Consider the following 18,875-nt stretch of genomic DNA (forward strand, 5'->3'; position numbering starts at 1 on the left):
TCCGTGACGTCGACGATCACCGGGCTCCCCGACCGCTACCGCCCGCTCGACGAGATCGGTCCCGAGGAGCGCACCGACAGCGGGGTCATCCACAGCTGGCGGGCCAAGGACCGGATCCTCAACCGCGACGTCGCCATCCGCGTGCACGTCCCCGGCGGCCCGCCCGCCCGGGCGTGGATCGCGCGGGCGCTCACCGCCGGCGGCCTGGCCACCCCCGCTCTGGCGATGGTCTACGACGCCTCGGAGGGCACCGGCGGGGAGGCCGGCGTCGCCTACGTCGTCAACGAGTGGATCGACGGCCAGACGCTCGCCGAGCGGCTCGAGTCCGGGCCGATGGACGAGCGCCAGGCCCGCACCGTGCTGCGCCGGCTGGCCGAGGGCGTCGCCGAGGCGCACCGGGTCGGCCTGGCCGTGGGCGGCCTGGGCCCCGAGACCGTCGTGCTGCGCCCCAACGGGCTGGTCGGCCTGCGCGCCGTGCCGGCCGCCGCCGGCAGCGTGCAAGAGGACATCGCCGCGCTCGGCGCCCTGCTCGAGTACTGCCTCACCGGCCGCACCTCCGACGGGCCCGGCCCCGCGCCGGTCATCGCCGCGCCCGACCTCGCCGCCCTGGTCCGCCGCGCCCGCTCCACCGAGCCGGGCGCGCGACTGGCCAGCGCCGCCGCGATGGCCGCGCTGCTCGCCGAGCGTCCCCGCTCGCACTCCTCGGTCCCCGTCCGCGACCGCGACGAGAGCGACAGCGGCTGGCTGCGCCGGCTGCGCGAGCACCGGGAGGCCGAGCAGTCCGGCGCCCGGCCCGACGCCACCCAGGCGGTCGCCCCGGTCGGCGGCGCGCCGCAGCGGCTCGTCCCCGGCACGCTGCCCCCGGTCCCGCCCGCCCCCGCGCACGCCGAGCCCCAGCACGCCGAGCCCCGGCACGCCGAGGCCGAGGACGCCTGGCTCGAGGACGACCGCCGCGACGACGTCTGGGACGACGACGTCCTGGCCGGTGACGACCACGACGACGAGGACGACGAGCCGCGCTCGAGCACGTCCCGCCGGCTGCTGGTCATCGGCCTGCCGCTGGCCGCGCTGGTCGTCGTCGTGCTGCTGGCGCTGTGGGTGGGCAACAACCTGCTGTCGGTGTCCGGCGAGGTCGACTCGCCCGGGACCACGCCCCCGGCCCCGACCAGCAGCGCGCCGGCCGAGGACAGCGCCGCCCCCACCTCCGCCGCGGCCGGGCCGGTCGCCCTCGCCGGCGGCGCGGTGTTCGACCCCTTCGGCGACGGCGAGCCCGAGAACGACGACGAGGTCCCCGCCTCCTTCGACGGCGACCCGGCCACCACCTGGTCCACCCTGAACTACCGGGGCTCGGCCGACTTCGGCAACCTCAAGCCCGGCGTCGGCGTCGTCTACGACCTCGGCTCGGCCCAGGCCGTCGGCGGTGTGACCCTCACGACCAGCACCCCCGGCATCGCCGTCGAGGTGCGCACCGGCGACGCCCCGGACGGCGAGCTCGACTCGTTCGCGGTCGCCGCCACCGGCACGGTCGACGGCACCGCCGAGCTGGCCTTCGAGGAGCCGGTGACCACGCAGTACGTGCTGGTCTGGGTGACCGGCCTGGTGCCCGCCGAGGACGGCTTCGCGGGCACGCTCGCCGAGGTCGCCGTCACCCCCGCCGGCTGACCACGGCCTGACCACGGCCTGACCGCCGGGCGCCGCCACGCGGCCGCCGGCGGCCCTCCGGCGGGAATCCCGCCCTACGATGCCGCGTTGTGCCGCACGTGACCGATCCCCAGCCCACCCCCGGCCCCGCCACGACGACCGAGATCACCTCCCCGGTCATCCCGCCGGCGGAGCACGACGGTGTCCGTGACCTGATCATCATCGGGTCGGGCCCTGCCGGGTACACCGCGGCGATCTACGCCGCGCGGGCCAACCTGCACCCGCTGGTCTTCGAGGGCTCCCAGTTCGGCGGCGCCCTCATGACGACCACCGAGGTCGAGAACTTCCCCGGCTTCGCCGAGGGCATCCAGGGTCCGCAGCTGATGGACGACATGCGCACCCAGGCCGAGCGCTTCGGCGCCGAGCTGGTCGCCCGCGACGTCACCGAGGTCGACCTGAACGCGACGCCGAAGGTCGTGAAGGTCGGCGACGAGGTGCACCGGGCGCACGCGGTCATCGTCGCCACCGGCTCCAAGTACCGGTACCTGGGCCTGGACAACGAGCAGCGGCTGCTCGGCCGCGGCGTGTCGGCCTGCGCCACCTGTGACGGGTTCTTCTTCCGCGACCAGGACATCGTGGTCGTCGGCGGCGGCGACTCGGCGATGGAGGAGGCCACCTTCCTCACCCGCTTCGCCAAGAGCGTGACCGTCGTGCACCGCCGCGAGGAGCTGCGCGCCTCGAAGATCATGCAGAAGCGCGCCCAGGACAACGAGAAGATCCGCTGGGCCCTCGGCAAGCAGGTCACCGACGTCCTCGGCGAGCAGACCGTCTCCGCCGTGCAGCTCACCGACGTCGCCAGCGGCAGCACCGAGGAGCTCCCGGTGTCGGGCCTGTTCGTCGCCATCGGCCACGACCCGCGCAGCGAGCTGTTCGCGGGCCAGCTCAAGCTCGACGACGAGGGCTACGTGCAGGTGGAGCACCCCAGCACCCGCACCAACATCGACGGCGTGTTCGCGTGCGGCGACGTCGTCGACCACGTCTACCGGCAGGCGATCACCTCGGCCGGCACCGGCGCGGCGGCGGCCATCGACGCCGAGCGCTGGCTGGCCGAGACCTTCGACGAGCGCTGACGGAGGACCCCCTCGTCCCCCGCGAGGGGGCCGTTCCAGCAGGTCAGCACGGCGGGCATACCGCACCCCCTCCGCGGGTTATCCACCCCGGAGGCCCACCGGACCTCGACCGACCAGAGGGAGAACGACCATGGCAGGCAACACCGTGACGGTGACCGACGCGAGCTTCGCGAGCGACGTGCTGGGCAGCGACAAGCCCGTGCTCGTCGACTTCTGGGCGGAGTGGTGCGGGCCGTGCAAGATGGTCGCCCCGGTGCTGGAGGAGATCGCCCGCGAGCACGGCGAGAAGCTGACCATCGCCAAGCTCAACATCGACGAGAACCCCCAGATCGCCCGCGACTACCAGGTGATGTCGATCCCGACGATGACCGTCTTCCAGGGCGGCAAGCCGGTGAAGAGCATCATCGGCGCCAAGCCGAAGGGCGCCATCCTCTCGGACCTCGCCGACTACATCTGAGCCGGCGCACGGTCTGACGAAGGACCTCCCTGCCCCCCACCGCTCGCACGCTCGCGGCGGGCCCCCGCAGGGAGGCCGTTCCAGAAGGTCCCCAGGGCCCCGCTCGTCCGCACCGGACGGGCGGGGCCCTCGGCGTCCGCGGCGCGCGCGGGGCGACCCCCGGCGGGCCGGATGGTGTCGCGCACGGGACAATCGAGGGCACGATGGGTAGCGAGAGCAGCATGGAGCCGCTGGGTCCGGGCAGCACCGGGCCGGCGGTGGCCGACGTCCGGGCGGCGCTGCGCAGCCTCGGGCTGCTGGCGGTCGACGCCGCCGCCGGCGAGAGCGTCGGCGAGGAGTACGACCCCGCCACCGAGCTCGCCGTCCGGCACTTCCAGCAGGTGCGCGGGCTCTCGGTCGACGGCCGCGTGGGCGAGGAGACCTACCGGGCGCTGTCGGAGGCGCGCTGGTCGCTGGGCGACCGGCTGCTGCACCACGACCCCGAGCGCCCCATGCGCGGCGACGACGTCACCAACCTGCAGGAGCGGCTGCTCGAGCTCGGCTACGACGCCGGCCGCGCCGACGGCATCTTCGGCCGCGAGACCGAGACCGGGCTGCGCGCCTTCCAGCGCGACTACGGCCTGACCGCCGACGGCACCTGCGGCCCCGGGACGCTGCGCGCGCTGCGCCAGCTCGGCCGCAAGGTCACCGGCGGCCGCCCCCAGCTGCTGCGGCAGAGCGCGAGCTTCGTCGACAGCGGGCCGCACCTCATCGGCCGGCGGATCGTCGTCGACCCGGGGCACGGCGGCGCCGACACCGGCTTCACCGCCGGGGAGACGACCGAGGCCGACCTGGTGCTCGACCTCGCCAGCCGGATCGAGGGGCGCCTGGCCGCCGCCGGCGCCACCGTCTACCTCACCCGCGGCCGCGACCAGAACCCGACGGCGGAGCAGCGGACGGCGTTCGCCAACGACGCCCGCGCCGACCTGTTCATCTCCCTGCACATGGACGCCCACGGCTCCGAGCACGCCCGCGGGGTGGCCAGCTACTACTACGGCACCGGCTCCGGCACGTCGTCGACGGTGGGGGAGCGGTTCGCCGACCTCGCCCGCCGCGAGATGGTCGCCCGCACCGGCATGCTGGACCTCGGCGGGCACCCCAAGACGTGGGACCTGCTGCGCTGGACCCGCATGCCCGCCGTCCGCCTCGACTGCGGCTACCTGTCGCACCCGGTGGACCGGCTGCTGCTGCTCGACGCGCGGCTGCGCGGCACGGTCGCCTCCGCGGTGCTCGCCGCCGTCCAGCGGCTCTTCCTCCCGGCGGAGGCCGACCCGCCCACCGGCACGTTCGTGTTGCCCCAGAAGGTGTGACGACCACGTCGTCGGCCTACCGGCCGACACCGCGGCCAGGAGCCGTCCCCCTGGTGCGCTGAGCCCTGCCATGCCGTCCCGGCCGGGAGCCTCCGGCCCCTCGGTCGGTCCGGCATCCCGCGCGGGGCGGCTCACCGGTGTGACCTCTGTGACGGGTGTAGCCCCAGGTGTGACGGGTCCGTCTCACCCGCCGTGTCGGGGAGACGGACCCGTGCCCGTCCCTACACTCGGTCCGTGGCCTCCACCCCGCCGTCGCACGGCCAGCCGCACCGCCCCCCGCCGCAGCAGCACGGGCACGTCATCCCCCGTCACCCGCGGCTGGACCCCCTCGCCGACCGGTACGCAGCCCGCACCCACGGCATGAAGACCTCGGAGATCCGCGCGCTGTTCTCCGTCGTCAGCCGGCCCGAGGTGGTCTCGCTGGCCGGCGGGATGCCCGCGGTCACCGCACTCCCGCTCGACGCCGTCGGCTCGATGATCGGCGAGCTGGTCAGCGGCATGGGCGCGCAGACGCTGCAGTACGGCTCCGGTCAGGGCGACCCGCGGCTGCGCGAGCGCATCTGCGACGTCATGGCGCTCGAGGGCATCACCGACGCCTCGCCCAGCGAGGTCGTCGTGACCGTCGGCTCGCAGCAGGGCCTCGACCTCGTCACCCGCGTCTTCTGCGACCCGGGCGACGTCATCCTCGCCGAGGGCCCCTCCTACGTCGGTGCGCTCGGCGTCTTCCAGGCCGCCGAGGCCCGCGTGCGGCACGTGCCCATGGACGACGACGGGCTGATCCCGGAGGCGCTGGAGCAGGCGCTCATCGAGTGCCGCGCCAACGGCGACCGGGTCAAGTTCCTCTACACGGTGCCGAACTACCACAACCCCGGCGGCGTCACGCTGTCCGAGCCGCGGCGCCAGGCGATCGTCGACATCGCCGACCGCTACGACCTGCTCGTCATCGAGGACAACCCCTACGGCCTGCTCGGCTTCGACCGGGAGCCGATGCGCGCGCTGCGGGCCCGCGACGCCCAGCGGGTCATCTACCTCGGCTCGTTCTCCAAGACCTTCTCGCCGGGCCTGCGCGTGGGCTGGGTGCTCGCGCCGCTCGCCGTCCGCGAGAAGCTCGTGCTGGCCACCGAGGCGCAGGTGCTCTGCCCGCCGTCGCTGACCCAGTACGCCGTCGCCCGGTACCTCGACACCCAGCCGTGGCGCGAGCAGATCAAGCTGTTCACCGAGCTCTACCGGGAGCGGCGCGACGCCACCCTGGAGTCCCTCGACGCGCTCATGCCGCCCGGCACCACCTGGACCCGCCCCGATGGCGGCTTCTACGTGTGGCTGAAGCTCCCGAACGGCCTGGACAGCAAGCTCATGCAGCCGCGCGCGGTGAACGCGCACGTCGCCTACGTGCCGGGCATCGGCTTCTACGCCGACGGCTCGGGCCGCGAGTACATGCGGCTGTCCTACTGCTACCCCGAGCCCGACCAGATCCGCGAGGGCGTGCGCCGCCTGGCCCGGGTCATCGAGGCCGAGCTGGACCTGCACTCCACCTTCGACGCCGTCGACACCGGCACCTTCCGCGCGGTCGGGCGGCCGACCCACACCGCGGAGACCATCGTCGGACCCGCCAACAGCGACCGGATCGAGGACTGAGCACGTGACCGAGCCCGCCCCGTCCCCCGTGGCCGAGCGCCCGGCCGAGGAGACGCCGCTGCGCGCCGTCGTCCTCGCCGGCGGCCTGACCTTCGAGCGCGAGGTCAGCCTGTCCTCGGGCACCCAGGTGGTCGAGGAGCTCGCGCGCGTCGGCGTCGACGCCGAGCTGCGCGACGCCGACGCCGAGCTGCTGCCGGGCCTCGCCGCGGCACCGGCCGACGCGGTCTTCGTCGCCCTGCACGGCGCCACCGGCGAGGACGGCGCCCTGCGCGCGGTCCTCGACCTGGCCGGCGTCCCCTACGTCGGCTCCCCGGCCGCGGCCTGCCGCCTGGCCTGGGACAAGCCCGCCGCCAAGTCGGTGGTCCGCACCGCCGGCGTGACGACGCCGGACTGGGTGGCCCTGCCGCACTCGACGTTCCGCGAGCTCGGCGCCGGCGCCGTCCTCGACCTGATCGTCGCCCGCCTGGGGCTGCCGCTCATGGTCAAGCCCGCCTCCGGTGGCTCCGCGCTCGGCGCCCAGAAGGTCTCGCGGGTGGAGGACCTGCCCGCGGCGATGGTCAGCTGCTTCGCCTACGGCGACACGGTGCTCGTCGAGCGGTTCGTCGACGGCGTCGAGGTGGCGCTGTCGGTCGTCGACCTGGGGGAGGGCCCCGAGGCGCTGCCGGCGGTCGAGATCGCCCCCGAGTCCGGCGTCTTCGACTACACCGCGCGGTACACGCCCGGCCTCACGGAGTACCACGCGCCGGCCCGGCTCGCGGACGACGTCGCGGCCCGCGCGGCGCAGCTCGCCGTCCGGGTGCACGAGGCGCTCGGCCTGGCCGACCTGTCCCGCACCGACGCGATCGTCTCGCCCGACGGCGAGGTGCACTTCCTCGAGGTGAACGTCTCCCCGGGGCTGACCGAGACGTCGATGTTCCCGATGGCCGTGGAGGCCGCCGGGCACGACCTCGGCGAGGTCCTGGCCCGGCTGCTCACCCACCGGGCCCGCGCCCAGCGCCCCTGAGACCGGCTGCGACAGCGCCCGGGTTCCGTCCGTGACGGAACCCGGGCGCTGTCGTCTCAGGACTCCTCGTCGTCCTCGCGGCGGCCGGTGATGTCCGGCGCCATCTGGCCGATGATGCGCTGCAGGTCGTCGACCGAGCCGAACTCGACGACGATGCGCCCCTTCGCCCGGCCGATCTGGATCTTGACCTTGGTCTCGAAGACGTCGGACAGCCGGCCGGCGAGGTCCTCGACGCCGGGCGCGCTGATCCGGCGGGCGCGCCGGCGCGAGGCCGGCTGCTCGGCGGCGGCGAGGGCCACCGCCTCCTCCGTCGCCCGCACCGAGAGGCCCTCGGCGACGATCCGGCCGGCGAGCGCCTCCTGCGCCTCGGCGTCGCCCAGCCCGAGCAGCGCCCGCGCGTGGCCGGCCGAGATGACGCCGGCGGCCACCCGGGTCTGCACCTTCACCGGCAGCTTGAGCAGCCGGATGGTGTTGGTGACCTGCGAGCGGCTGCGGCCGATGCGCTGGGCCAGCTCCTCGTGGGTGGCGCCGAACTCCTCCAGCAGCTGCTGATAGGCCGCGGCCTCCTCCAGCGGGTTGAGCTGGACCCGGTGGATGTTCTCCAGCAGGGCGTCGCGCAGCAGCGCGTCGTCCTCGGTGTCGCGGACGATCGCCGGCACCGTCTCGAGCTCCGCGGCGCGGGCGGCCCGCAGCCGCCGCTCGCCCATGATGAGCTCGTAGCCGCCGCCGGAGTCGCTGCCGCGCTCGCGGACGACGATCGGCTGCAGCAGGCCGAACTCGCGCACCGAGTAGGTGAGCTCCTCCAGCGCCTCGTCGTCGAAGACCTGGCGGGGCTGGCGGGGGTTGGGGACGACGTCGGTGACGGCCACCTCGCGCAGCTGCGCGCCGGGCACCCCGACGGCCGCCTCGGCCTGGGCGGCGACGGTGGCCGCGGCCTGCGCGGCGGGGGGCAGGAGGGTGACGGGGGAGCCCGCCGTCGTCCCACCCGTCTCCGGGGCCCCACCCGCCTCGGGGGCGGGCGCGGTCTCGGTCTGGGGCAGCGTCGGCTGCTCGACCGGGGGAGCGGTGGGGATGAGCGCCGCCAGGCCGCGGCCCAGGCCGCCACGCTTGCTCATCGGGTCTCCTCGGAGGTGGGGACGGGCAGGACGCCGGCGTCGGACTCGGGGAAGGCGCGCTTCAAGGCACCCGACGGCGGGCCCGAGGACGGCCGGATGGCCGGCATCGGCGCGGTGGCCGGGGCCGGCGGGGGAGGCGGCGGGCCCATCGGCCGGGGGTCGCGCTCCGGCTGCAGGTGCACGCCGCGCTCGGCGAGCTCGCGGGCGGCCTCGACATAGCTGGTCGACCCGCGCGAGCCCGGGTCGTAGGTGAGCACCGACTGCCCGTACCCCGGCGCCTCGGACACCCGGACGTTGCGCGGGATGACCGTCGTCAGCACCAGGTCGCCGAAGTGGCTGCGGACCTCCTCCGCGACCTGGTCGGCGAGCTTGGTCCGGGCGTCGTACATCGTCAGCAGGATGGTGCGGACGGCGATCCCCGGGTTGAGGTGCGCCCGCACCAGCTCGATGTTGTTGAGCAGCTGCCCGAGGCCCTCCAGCGCGTAGTACTCGCACTGGATGGGGATGAGCACCTCGTCGCCGGCCACGAGCGCGTTCAGCGTCAGCAGGCCCAGCGACGGCGGGCAGTCGATGAGGACGTAGTGCGGCCGCTGGTCCTCGGGCAGGCCCTGGATGTAGCCCTCGATGGCCCGGCGCAGGCGGTACTCGCGGGCGACGACGGACACCAGCTCGATCTCCGCGCCCGCCAGGTCGATCGTGGCCGGGACGCAGCGCAGCAGCGGGCTCGCCGTCGTGGGGTGCACGACGTCGGCCAGCGAGCTGTCGCCGACGAGCGCGTCGTAGATCGACGGCGTCCCGACGGTGTGCTCGACGCCGAGCGCCGTGCTGGTGTTGCCCTGCGGGTCGAGGTCGATGACCAGCGCCCGCAGACCGAACAGCGCCAGCGCGACGCCGAGGTTGACCGTCGAGGTGGTCTTCCCGACGCCGCCCTTCTGGTTGGCGACCGTGATGACCCGGATGCGGCCCGGCGGCGGGAACGGCTCCTGGTCGGCGGCGTGCAGCACGCGGGTGGCCCGCATCGCCTCCATCGCGATGGGGCTGTCGAACTCCGCGCCGCCGGAACTGGCCGACGAGTCGGCCGCGAGGCTGCTCCGCAGCCGCTGGCCCGGGTCGGTCATCGGGGGTCCTCCCTGCCGTCCCGTTTCACGTGGAACGGGTACGGGTTGCTCTGTGCGTTCCACGTGGAACGCGGCGTAGCCGAGCGGTCACCGCGTGCCGCGCGTCATGACCACCACGGTAGTGGCAGCGTCCCCGAGCCCGGCACCGACAGCCCGCGCGTGGACGTCGCGCATCCCGGCGGCGGTCAGCTGCGGGAGCATCGCCGGCAGCTCCTCGACCGCGCGGGCGCCGACCAGGGCCACCAGTCGGGCGCCGGGGCGCAGCAGGCCCCGGCACCAGCCGACCAGCCGGGGGAGCGCCGCGACCGCCCGGGCGGTGACGACGTCGACCGCCCCCACGGCCGTGACCACCGAGCGCTCCTCGGCGCGGCCGCGGACCACCCGCCAGCCGGTGCCGAGTTCGGCGACGACCTCCTCGAGGAACTCCACCCGTCGCGCCATCGGCTCGACGAGGGCGAGCGAGAGGTCGGGCCGGGCCAGCGCGAGCGGGATGCCGGGCAGGCCCGCCCCGCTGCCGACGTCGACGACCCGGGCGCCGTCGGGGACGGCCTCGGCCACCGCGGCGCTGTTGAGGACGTGTCGCTCCCACAGCCGCGGCACCTCCCGCGGCCCGATCAGGCCGCGGGTGACGCCGTCGGAGGCCAGCCGGGCGACGTAGCGCTCGGCGTCGGGCAGCGCCGCCCCGAAGACGTCGCGTGCGACGGGCGGGGCCGGTGGGGCGGACGGGGCGCCGGCCGCCTGCTCGGAGGGGCCGCTCACCGCTCCGGCAGGACCACGACGCGGCGGGCGGGCTCCTCGCCCTCGGACTCGCTGCGGACGCCGGCCACGCCGGCGATGACGTCGTGGACGACCTTGCGCTCGAAGGGGTTCATCGGCGACAGCCGCTCGGGCTGCCCGCTGCCGGCCACCCGCGCGGCCGTGTCGGCGGCCATGGAGGTGAGGTCGGCGCGCCGCTTCGCGCGGTAGCCGCCGACGTCGAGCATGAGCCGGCTGCGGACGCCGGTGGCCTGCGCGACGGCGAGGCGGGTGAGCTCCTGCAGCGCCTCGAGCACCGCGCCGTCGGAGCCGACGAGGTCGTCGAGCTCGCCGCCGACGATGGCCACCGAGGCCCGGTCGCCCTCCACGTCGAGGTCGATGTCGCCGTCGACGTCGAGGATGTCGAGCAGCCGCTCGAGGTAGTCGCCGGCCACGTCGCCCTCGCGGACGAGCAGGTCGGTGCCGCGGGGGGCCACGCCCTCGACGGCCGGCTCGAGCGCGGCGTCGGCGCCGGTCTCGTCGGTGTCGGGGAGCTCGACGTCGGCGACCGGGCCGGTGGCCGGGCTCAGGACGGCGCCAGCGGTGACCTCGGCGGTCGCGGCGGTGTCGCCGGCGGGCTGGTGCGGAACGCTCACGGAGGGACCTCCAGTCGGTGCGGGCAGCCGGGCGTACCCGGGGGTCAGGAGCCGGCCGGCGCCGTCACGGGACGGCGGCTCGGGGCCGGCGGGTGCGTCCGCGGGACGCAGGGGTCAGCGGCGCTTCTTCTTCCCGCCGGTGCCGGCCGCGCGGCCGTGCGGCGGGCGGCCGGGGCGGTTGCCCCTGCCGGCGCCGTTGGCCGACGCGCCGCCGGAGCCGCCGGACCCGTTGCCCGACCTGCCAGACGCGGTCGCGCCCCCGGCACCGGTGCCGTTCGCGGGCGTGCCGTCCGCCGGGCCGGTGGCGGGCGTGCCGCCGGCCGTCGCGCCGCCGGTGCTCGCGCCCGTGGCGCCGTCGGTGCCGTTGCCGTCCTTGGTCAGGGCGACGCCGGGGGTGGCGGGACGGCCGCTCCTACCGGGGCGGACCGGCTTGGCGCCGGGCTTGGGGGCCAGCGTCTTCGGGTCGATCGCCGGCTTGTCGGCGGCGGCCTTGGCGAGCGCGGCGGGGGAGCCGGGCGGGGGCAGCTTGCGCAGGATGAAGAACTGCTGGCCCAGCGTCCACAGGTTGTTGGTCATCCAGTAGAGCAGGACGCCGATCGGGAAGAAGAAGCCCGTGACGAAGAGGCTGATCGGCATGCCGTAGAGCAGCAGCTTCTGCACCATCGCGGCCTGGCCCTCGACCGGGCCGGAGCGCGCCATGATCTGCTTCTGCGTGATGTACGTGGTGACGCACATGATCACCATGAGGATCAGCGCGACGGTGCGGATGCCGCCCTGGGAGACGCCGGGCAGGGCGAGGATGTCGGTGGCCTTCTGCCCCGTCATGTTGAACGACGAGGAGATCGGCGCGCCGAACAGCTCGGCGCGCGCCGCCTGGTCGGTGAGCTCGTCGGACCAGCTGTAGAGGCCGTCGGCGCCCGGACGCAGCCGGCGCAGGACGTGGAACAGCGACAGGAAGACCGGGATCTGCGGCAGGATCGGCAGGCAGCCGGCCAGCGGGTTGACCCCGCGCTCCTTCTGCAGCGCCATCATCGCCTGGCTGAAGCCCTGGCGGTCGGCGCCGTACTGCTTGCGCAGCTTCTGGATCTCCGGCTGGATCTCCTGCATCGCCCGCTGGCTCTTGACCTGCTTGACGAACAGCGGGAACAGGATCAGGCGCACGGTGACGACGAGGAACACGATCGACAGCGCCCAGGTGATGCCGGCGGCCGGGTCGAGGAACGTCGAGAACACCGAGTGCCACGTCTTCATGACGAAGGCGATCGCGGTGTACAGCCAGTCAAGCAACGCCAGCCTCCTGCTGCGGGGTCCGGCGGTCAGCCGGCGGGGTCTCGGGGGCGGGGCGACGGGCGCCGTCGGCGGCGGGCGCCGCGGGAACCGGTCCCGCGGGCGTCGCTGTCATCGACGTGCGGCCGTCGCCGCCGGTTCCGGCGGTCGCCCGCCCGGCGCGCGGCGCCGGGACCGGGTCGAAGCCACCGGGGTGCCAGGGTGCGCACTTGAGCAGCCGCCGCAGTGCCAGCCACGACCCGCGGGCGGCGCCGTGGACGGCGACCGCCTCGGCGGCGTAGGCGCTGCAGGTGGGTGCGAAGCGGCAGCGGGGCGGCAGGGCCGGGCTGATCGCGCGGGAGTAGAAGCCGATCGCCGCGAGCAGGGCGCGGGCGACCGGGCCGCGGCGACGGGGTCCGGGCCCCGCTGCGCCGGTCACGACCGCGTCCGCTCGCGCAGCAGCCGGTCGAGGCCCGCGGCGAGGTCGCGGCGCAGCACCGCCGAGTCGGCGGTGCCGGCCTCGGGCCGCGCGCGGACGACGAGGTCGGCCGTGGCGGGCAGGCGGGACAGCTCCTCGCGGACCGCCGCCCGCAGGCGCCGGGTCACGCGGTGGCGGACCACCGAGTTGCCCACCGCCCTGCCGACGACGAAGCCGGCCCGGGGGCCGGACGCTGCGGCCGCACCGTCCCCGGACACGTCAGGACCCCCGGCCGCGCTGGCCGGGGGTCGGACGGGGAGGTAGTGGAGCACCATGGTCGGCCGACCGGCCCGCCGGCCGGACCGGACGACCGCGGTGAACTCCGGACGCCGGCGCAGGCGGGCCTGCGCGGGCAGCACCTCAGGCGGAGAGCTTCTCGCGGCCCTTGCGGCGGCGGCCGGCGAGGATCGCGCGGCCCGCACGGGTGCGCATCCGCAGCCGGAAGCCGTGGGTCTTGGACCGGCGGCGGTTGTTCGGCTGGAAGGTGCGCTTGCTCACGGGGAACTCCTACGGCAGGACGTCGGTGGTGCGGGCCCGCCGGTGGGCAGGCACGCTGCGGGGTACGGGGCGGGACGGCACTCGCCGCTCCGCGCGACCCCGGAGGCTGGTCTCCGGGCACCCCGACGGGTACACGGACTCCGCCCATCATAACCAGGGCGGCGGGGAGGACGGCCAGGACCGGCGACGGCCCCTCCGACCGGGCGACCGGCACGGGACCCGTCCGGGGACCGGGCCCGGTGTGACCACTCAGGCTGCACCCCCGGGGCGGACGGTTGGTGGCGACGCGCCGACCGGGAGGGGACGACACGCCGAACGACACGCACGCCGGCGGCCACCGCGGCGCCCGGACGTCGTTGCCGGGCTGTGGACGGGGCTGTTAGCGTCGCCGTCGCTCCGGTCCGGGTGACCTGCCCGGCACGGGGGCCGACCACCCGGTCGACCTGACCGCCGTCCGCCTCGAGCCGTATCACGACCTCCCTCCCGATCAGCGACGACGCCGGGACCGACCCGCCAGCGGCGAGTCGACAAGGCGCCGTGTCGCCGGTCGTGCACAGCCTGTGGACACTCGTGTGGATCCCGTGTGTCCGGACGTCCACACCCGGGCGCCGCGACACCGGGGACCCGGGACGTGCGGGACGGTCGGACCACGGGGACAGCACCAGCTTGGGGAGGACACGGTCATGGCCGATGCCACGGAGGACCTGGCGGAGGTCTGGGACTCGGTCCGCGAGCGGCTGGCCACGAGCCTGACCCGTCAGCAGAACGCGATGCTCAACCTGACCCGGCCGGTGGGCCTCGTCGGGGGCACCGCCGTGCTGGCCGCCCCCAACGAGTTCACCCAGACCGTGCTCGAGTCCCGCATGCGCCGGGTGCTGGCCGAGGCGCTGTCCGAGCAGCTCGGCCGCGACATCGGCGTCGCCATCCAGCTGGAGGACGCCCCCGCCGGCGCGACCGAGCCCGAGGCCCCGACCCGCCGGCCGTGGACGCCGCCGGTCCCCGAGCCGACCGACGAGGACCGCGAGCGGGCCGACGACGGCCGCAGCGCCTTCGGTGTCCGCAGCGACGCCCGCCCGCTGGAGCGCGCGCCCCGCGACGGCGCCCCCGGCTACGACGACCGCCCCTTCGACGACCGCCCCTTCGACGACCGCCCCTTCGACGGCGCGCGGGCCGAGGCGCCGCGCGGGCGGGAGGACGTCCGGTACCCCGACGAGCGCTTCGGCGACGGCCGGTACCCCGACGACCGCCGTGCCGAGGACCGTCGCGCCGACGAGCGCCGTGCGGACGACCGCCGTGGCGACGACCGCTACGCCGACGCCGCCCGCTACGAGACCGCACGGCCGGCCGACACCCGTGCGGCCGAGTCGTCCGCCGACGGCGCGGGGGAGTGGGGCGGCACCGACTGGAGCCCCGCGGTGCGCGGCCGCGGCCGCCGGCGCGGCGTCCGGCCGGGGGAGGGCGCCGAGGTGCTGCCCTTCGACCTCGGCGACGACGCCCCGCCCGCCGACGAGCCCGAGGGCCGGCGCGACCGGGGCCCGGCGCGGTCCGGGGGCGGCGCGGTGCCGCTGTTCGGCGACCGCCGTCCCCCGGCGGGCCTGGACCCGGGCCTGAACCCCAAGTACGTCTTCGACAGTTTCGTCATCGGCAACAGCAACCGGTTCGCGCACGCCGCGGCGGTCGCCGTCGCCGAGGCCCCGGCGCGGGCCTACAACCCGCTGTTCGTCTACGGCGACTCCGGGCTGGGGAAGACGCACCTGCTGCACGCGATCGGCCACTATGCGGCGCGGATGTTCCCCAACGTGCGGGTGCGCTACGTCAGCACCGAGGAGTTCACCAACGAGTTCATCAACCTGGTTCACTCCGGCCGGGCCGAGGACTTCCGCCGTCGCTACCGCGACATCGACTTCCTGCTGATCGACGACATCCAGTTCCTGGAGCGCGCCGAGCGGACGCAGGAGGAGTTCTTCCACACCTTCAACACGCTCCACAACGCGAGCAAGCAGATCGTCATCACCTCCGACCGGGCACCGAAGAAGCTGACGACGCTGGAGGACCGGCTGCGCACCCGCTTCGAGTGGGGCCTGATCACCGACGTCCAGGCGCCCGACCTCGAGACCCGCATCGCGATCCTGCGCAAGAAGGCCTACGGCGAGCGCCTGCAGGTGCCCGACCCGGTGCTGGAGTTCATCGCCAGCAAGGTGCAGACCAACATCCGCGAGCTCGAGGGCGCGCTGATCCGGGTCACCGCCTTCGCCAGCCTCAACAAGCAGCAGGTCGACCTGCCGCTGGCCGAGCTGGTGCTCAAGGACCTGATCAGCGACGAGCAGGGCCCGCAGATCACCGCGGCGATCATCATGGCGGCGACCGCGGAGTACTTCTCCGTGACGATGGAGGAGCTGCAGGGCGCCAACCGCAGCCGCACGCTGGTCAACGCCCGCCAGATCGCCATGTACCTGTGCCGGGAGCTCACCGAGCTGTCCCTGCCGCGGATCGGTGCGTCCTTCGGCGGCAAGGACCACACCACGGTCATGCACGCGGTCAAGAAGATCACCAACCTGATGAGCGAGCGCCGGGCCACCTACACCCAGGTGACCGAGCTGACCGCCCGCATCAAGAGCCGCGCCCGCCAGTAGCCGGCGCCCGGCCCGTGCCGTCCCGCCGGCACGGAGGGGTCCCGCGCGGGATGTCCACAGCCGGAGGACGGGGACCGGGGCCCGGGCGGCCCCCTCCGGCTCCCGTCGTCACGCGGCTGACGGGCGGTGACCGGCCTCCCGGGTGTCGACATCGCGCCGAGTTGTCCCCAGGGATGTGCACACCCTGGGGAGATCGTGATCGGGGTGTGACCCCGCCGTCGCGACCGGCCTGGCACGGGGTGCCGTCCCCAGGGAACTCCCCAGTGTGTGTACGGAGCCCCTCGCTCCCGTCCCGACCTGCGCCTTCGTCCCGTCCGGAGGCCTCCGTCCCCACCCCGCGGTGGTCGCGGCGCGGCCGCCGCCGGCGGGCTGGGACACGGGCTGGGCACGGACTGGGGACGGACAGGGGGTGGACCGGGGACAGGACGTGGATCCGCGGGGGTCGTTGTGCACGGCCGTCGAGATGTCCACGTGTCGACAACAGGAGCACGCCGGTTCCCCACAGTGGGCCAACATGTCGACTCGGGCGCTGACCTGCGCGAAGGGCCTCGATCCCCAGCTTCCACACCGGTGATGACGGAGATGAGGGATAGAGATCGAGATTTCCTTGAACCCCAGTAGGGGTGGGGAAGTCCCGGCCCGGGGGCCTCCAGGAGCGATGAAGAGCAGCGACGAGGAGCAGGGAGAAGCGACGCCGGGGACGAGGACGAGAGCGACGGCAGGAGCAGGAACAGGACAGCGACCCCGGCGGCATTACGCCGGCGACGGGACACCTGATCGGGTCCCGGGTTCCCCCGGCCGTGCACCGACGGGCACGATGAACCGCGCAGGACGGACAGCACCACCCCGGTGAGCACGGACGCCGGGGAGCGGTGCGCAGAGACAGCAGTGGACCGTGCAGAGCTGGGGTGGGTCGGTCATGGAGTTCCGGGTGACACGCGAGGTGCTCGCCGATGCCGTCGCGTGGACGGCGCGCAGCCTCCCGCCGCGGCCCTCGGTGCCGGTGCTCGCCGGCATCCTGCTCGAGGTCGACGGCAGCCAGCTGTCGGTGTCCGGCTTCGACTACGAGGTCTCCGCCCGTGCGGAGGTCGACGTGCAGGCCGCAGAGGCCGGCCGCGTGCTGGTGCCGGGCCGGCTGCTCGCCGAGATCACCCGCGCGCTGCCCCCGCAGCCGGTCGACATCCACGCCGAGGGCCCGCGGCTGGCCATCACCTGCGGCAACGCGCGGTTCAGCCTGCCGACGCTGCCGGTCGAGGACTACCCGTCCCTGCCGTCGATGCCGTCGTCGGCCGGCGTGGTCGACAGCGACGTCTTCGCCGAGGCGGTCGGCCAGGTCGCCGTCGCCGCCGGCCGTGACGACACCCTCCCCATGCTCACCGGCGTCCGCCTGGAGATCGACGACGACCGGGTGACGCTGGCGGCCACCGACCGCTACCGGCTCGCGGTGCGCGAGTTCGCCTGGCGGCCGGACACCCCGGGCACCTCGGCCGCGGTGCTGGTCCCGGCGCGCACGCTCGCCGACGCCGCCCGCACGCTCACCAGCGGCCCGGAGATCACCGTCTCGCTGTCCTCCGGCGGCTCGGGCGAGGGCATCCTGGGCCTGTCGGGCAAGGACCGGCAGACCACCACCCGGCTGCTCGACGCCGAGTTCGTCAAGTACCGCGCGATCATGCCGAGCGAGTCCGCGGCCAACGCCACGCTCCCGGTCGCGCAGTTCACCGACGCCGCCAAGCGCGTGGCGCTGGTGGCCGAGCGGGGCACGCCCCTGCGCTGCGAGTTCACCCCCGGCCAGGTCACCCTGCGCGCCGGCGGCAGCGACGACGAGGGGCAGGCCGAGGAGCGCTGCGACGTCGACTTCGACGGCGACCCGCTGACGATCGGCTTCAACCCGACGTTCCTGCTCGACGGGCTCGCCGCGGTGCACACCGGCCGCGCGCGGATGGACTTCACCAGCCCGCTCAAGCCCGCGGTGCTCTCCGGCGTCGAGGACCCGGCCACCGACGACGACGGCGCCTCGCGCCCGGCCGAGCGGCCCGGCAGCTACCGGTACCTGATCATGCCGGTGCGTCTCCCCGGCTGATCCCAGACCGCAGGACGGGGCTCGATCGGGCCCTCCACGGAGGTGTCCCGGGCCGTGCGCCCGGGCACCGCATCCCGCGGGCACCCGCACCGGCGCGTGCGCCCGCATGACGACGACGGTGTGCGACGAGAGGAAGAACCGTGCAGCTGGGGCTGATCGGGCTGGGCAAGATGGGCGGCAACATGGCCGAGCGGGTACGCCGCGCCGGCCACGAGGTCGTGGGGTACGACCGGGCGCCCGGCAAGCGGGACGTCGACAGCCTCGAGGGGCTCGTCGGCGCGCTCTCGGCACCGCGCGTGGTGTGGGTGATGGTCCCCGCCGGGGAGCCGACCCGGCAGACGGTGCGCGAGCTCGGTGAGCTGCTCGAGCCCGGTGACGTCGTCGTCGACGGCGGCAACTCCAAGTTCACCGACGACAAGGTGCACGCCGAGATGCTCGGCGAGAAGGGCATCGGCTACGTCGACGCCGGCGTCTCCGGCGGCGTGTGGGGCCTGGAGAACGGCTACGCGCTGATGGTCGGCGGCTCGGCCGACGACGTCGCGAAGGTGCAGCCGGTCTTCGACGCGCTCAAGCCGCCCGCGCCCACCGACGAGTCGGGCGAGGCCATCCCGGGCGCCGGCTTCGTGCACGCCGGCCCGGTCGGGGCCGGCCACTACGCGAAGATGGTCCACAACGGCATCGAGTACGCGCTGATGCAGGCCTATGGCGAGGGCTACGAGCTGCTGGCCGCCGTCGACCTGATCGAGGACGTCCCGGGCGTCGTCGCCTCGTGGACCCAGGGCACCGTCATCCGCTCGTGGCTGCTGGACCTGCTGGTCCGCGCGCTGCAGGAGGACCCCGCCCTCGAGCGCATCCGGGGCTACGCCGAGGACTCCGGCGAGGGCCGCTGGACGGTCATGGAGGCGATCGACAACGCCGTCCCCATGCCGACCATCGCGGCGTCGCTGTTCGCCCGCTTCTCCTCCCGCCAGGAGGACTCGCCGACCATGAAGGCGGTCGCCGCGCTGCGCAACCAGTTCGGCGGGCACGCCGTCCAGGCGATCCAGGCGCAGGAGGTCGAGCGCCCGGCGTGATGGAGGAC

At 74.9% G+C, this 18,875-nt stretch carries 17 protein-coding genes; 9 read left to right on the top strand and 8 right to left on the bottom strand.

The annotated features are described in order from the left end of the window. The first annotated feature begins 3 nt into the window (after positions 1-3). The 6 genes from ACI78R_RS20100 (at position 4) to ACI78R_RS20125 (ending at position 7,215) form a co-directional block, all read left to right on the top strand. Positions 4-1,662 (top strand): hypothetical protein, encoded by a 1,659-nt coding sequence (locus ACI78R_RS20100; protein ID WP_457042038.1) that lies wholly within the window; start codon positions 4-6, stop codon positions 1,660-1,662. A 98-nt stretch (positions 1,663-1,760) separates the two neighbouring features. Further along, on the top strand, positions 1,761-2,771 hold the full coding sequence (trxB, locus tag ACI78R_RS20105; RefSeq protein WP_073422234.1) for a thioredoxin-disulfide reductase: 1,011 nt from the start codon (positions 1,761-1,763) through the stop codon (positions 2,769-2,771). 130 nt (positions 2,772-2,901) lie between these two features. After that, on the top strand, positions 2,902-3,228 hold the full coding sequence (gene trxA / locus ACI78R_RS20110; protein ID WP_073422065.1) for a thioredoxin: 327 nt from the start codon (positions 2,902-2,904) through the stop codon (positions 3,226-3,228). A gap of 221 nt (positions 3,229-3,449) precedes the next feature. Then, positions 3,450-4,577, top strand: a complete 1,128-nt coding sequence (locus ACI78R_RS20115; protein ID WP_457042039.1) for an N-acetylmuramoyl-L-alanine amidase — start codon at positions 3,450-3,452, stop codon at positions 4,575-4,577. Between the two features lie 234 nt (positions 4,578-4,811). Continuing rightward, positions 4,812-6,212 carry an aminotransferase-like domain-containing protein gene (locus tag ACI78R_RS20120; protein ID WP_457042040.1) on the top strand — a complete coding sequence of 467 codons (1,401 nt, stop codon included), beginning with the start codon at positions 4,812-4,814 and terminating at the stop codon, positions 6,210-6,212. A 4-nt stretch (positions 6,213-6,216) separates the two neighbouring features. Then, complete coding sequence (locus tag ACI78R_RS20125) at positions 6,217-7,215, top strand: D-alanine--D-alanine ligase family protein (protein WP_457042041.1); 999 nt, start codon at positions 6,217-6,219, stop codon at positions 7,213-7,215. A gap of 56 nt (positions 7,216-7,271) precedes the next feature. On the opposite strand, the gene ACI78R_RS20130 is transcribed toward ACI78R_RS20125, so the two are convergent. From ACI78R_RS20130 to rpmH, 8 genes are all read right to left on the bottom strand, one after another. Continuing rightward, positions 7,272-8,330, bottom strand: a complete 1,059-nt coding sequence (locus ACI78R_RS20130) for a ParB/RepB/Spo0J family partition protein (protein ID WP_457042042.1) — start codon at positions 8,328-8,330, stop codon at positions 7,272-7,274. After that, the gene (locus ACI78R_RS20135; protein WP_457042043.1) at positions 8,327-9,448 is read right to left on the bottom strand and encodes a ParA family protein; all 1,122 of its coding nucleotides are present in this window, start codon (positions 9,446-9,448) and stop codon (positions 8,327-8,329) included. The genes ACI78R_RS20130 and ACI78R_RS20135 overlap by 4 nt, the downstream gene beginning before the upstream one ends. An 87-nt stretch (positions 9,449-9,535) precedes the next feature. Further along, a complete protein-coding gene (gene rsmG / locus ACI78R_RS20140; protein ID WP_457042044.1) occupies positions 9,536-10,207 on the bottom strand; it encodes a 16S rRNA (guanine(527)-N(7))-methyltransferase RsmG in 672 nt (223 codons plus the stop codon). Then, entirely contained in the window at positions 10,204-10,839 is a 636-nt protein-coding gene (locus tag ACI78R_RS20145) for a Jag family protein (protein ID WP_245794769.1), read from the bottom strand. The genes rsmG and ACI78R_RS20145 overlap by 4 nt, the downstream gene beginning before the upstream one ends. A gap of 114 nt (positions 10,840-10,953) precedes the next feature. Further along, the gene (gene yidC / locus ACI78R_RS20150) at positions 10,954-12,126 is read right to left on the bottom strand and encodes a membrane protein insertase YidC (RefSeq protein ID WP_457042045.1); all 1,173 of its coding nucleotides are present in this window, start codon (positions 12,124-12,126) and stop codon (positions 10,954-10,956) included. Next, on the bottom strand, positions 12,119-12,544 hold the full coding sequence (yidD, locus tag ACI78R_RS20155) for a membrane protein insertion efficiency factor YidD (protein ID WP_457042046.1): 426 nt from the start codon (positions 12,542-12,544) through the stop codon (positions 12,119-12,121). Before yidD ends, yidC begins: the two co-directional genes overlap by 8 nt. Continuing rightward, positions 12,541-13,005 carry a ribonuclease P protein component gene (rnpA, locus tag ACI78R_RS20160; protein ID WP_457042047.1) on the bottom strand — a complete coding sequence of 155 codons (465 nt, stop codon included), beginning with the start codon at positions 13,003-13,005 and terminating at the stop codon, positions 12,541-12,543. The genes yidD and rnpA overlap by 4 nt, the downstream gene beginning before the upstream one ends. Continuing rightward, positions 12,944-13,081 carry a 50S ribosomal protein L34 gene (rpmH, locus tag ACI78R_RS20165; protein WP_040338882.1) on the bottom strand — a complete coding sequence of 46 codons (138 nt, stop codon included), beginning with the start codon at positions 13,079-13,081 and terminating at the stop codon, positions 12,944-12,946. Before rpmH ends, rnpA begins: the two co-directional genes overlap by 62 nt. Positions 13,082-13,764: 683 nt before the next feature. On the opposite strand from rpmH, the gene dnaA reads away from it, so the two are divergent. From dnaA to gnd, 3 genes are all read left to right on the top strand, one after another. Next, a complete protein-coding gene (gene dnaA, locus ACI78R_RS20170; RefSeq protein WP_457042048.1) occupies positions 13,765-15,714 on the top strand; it encodes a chromosomal replication initiator protein DnaA in 1,950 nt (649 codons plus the stop codon). 895 nt (positions 15,715-16,609) lie between these two features. Next, complete coding sequence (gene dnaN / locus ACI78R_RS20175; RefSeq protein ID WP_457042049.1) at positions 16,610-17,794, top strand: DNA polymerase III subunit beta; 1,185 nt, start codon at positions 16,610-16,612, stop codon at positions 17,792-17,794. 140 nt (positions 17,795-17,934) lie between these two features. Further along, complete coding sequence (gene gnd / locus ACI78R_RS20180; RefSeq protein WP_073422077.1) at positions 17,935-18,867, top strand: phosphogluconate dehydrogenase (NAD(+)-dependent, decarboxylating); 933 nt, start codon at positions 17,935-17,937, stop codon at positions 18,865-18,867. Positions 18,868-18,875: the final 8 nt, after the last annotated feature.

The sequence above is a fragment of the Geodermatophilus sp. SYSU D01106 genome, assembly GCF_054049995.1.

Coding starts and splice junctions, on each gene's coding strand:
- ACI78R_RS20130 (WP_457042042.1), bottom strand. CDS start 8,330: ATGAGCAAGCGTGGCGGCCTGGGCCGCGGCCTGGCGGCGCTCATCCCC.
- ACI78R_RS20115 (WP_457042039.1), top strand. CDS start 3,450: ATGGAGCCGCTGGGTCCGGGCAGCACCGGGCCGGCGGTGGCCGACGTC.
- trxA (WP_073422065.1), top strand. CDS start 2,902: ATGGCAGGCAACACCGTGACGGTGACCGACGCGAGCTTCGCGAGCGAC.
- dnaA (WP_457042048.1), top strand. CDS start 13,765: ATGGCCGATGCCACGGAGGACCTGGCGGAGGTCTGGGACTCGGTCCGC.
- ACI78R_RS20135 (WP_457042043.1), bottom strand. CDS start 9,448: ATGACCGACCCGGGCCAGCGGCTGCGGAGCAGCCTCGCGGCCGACTCG.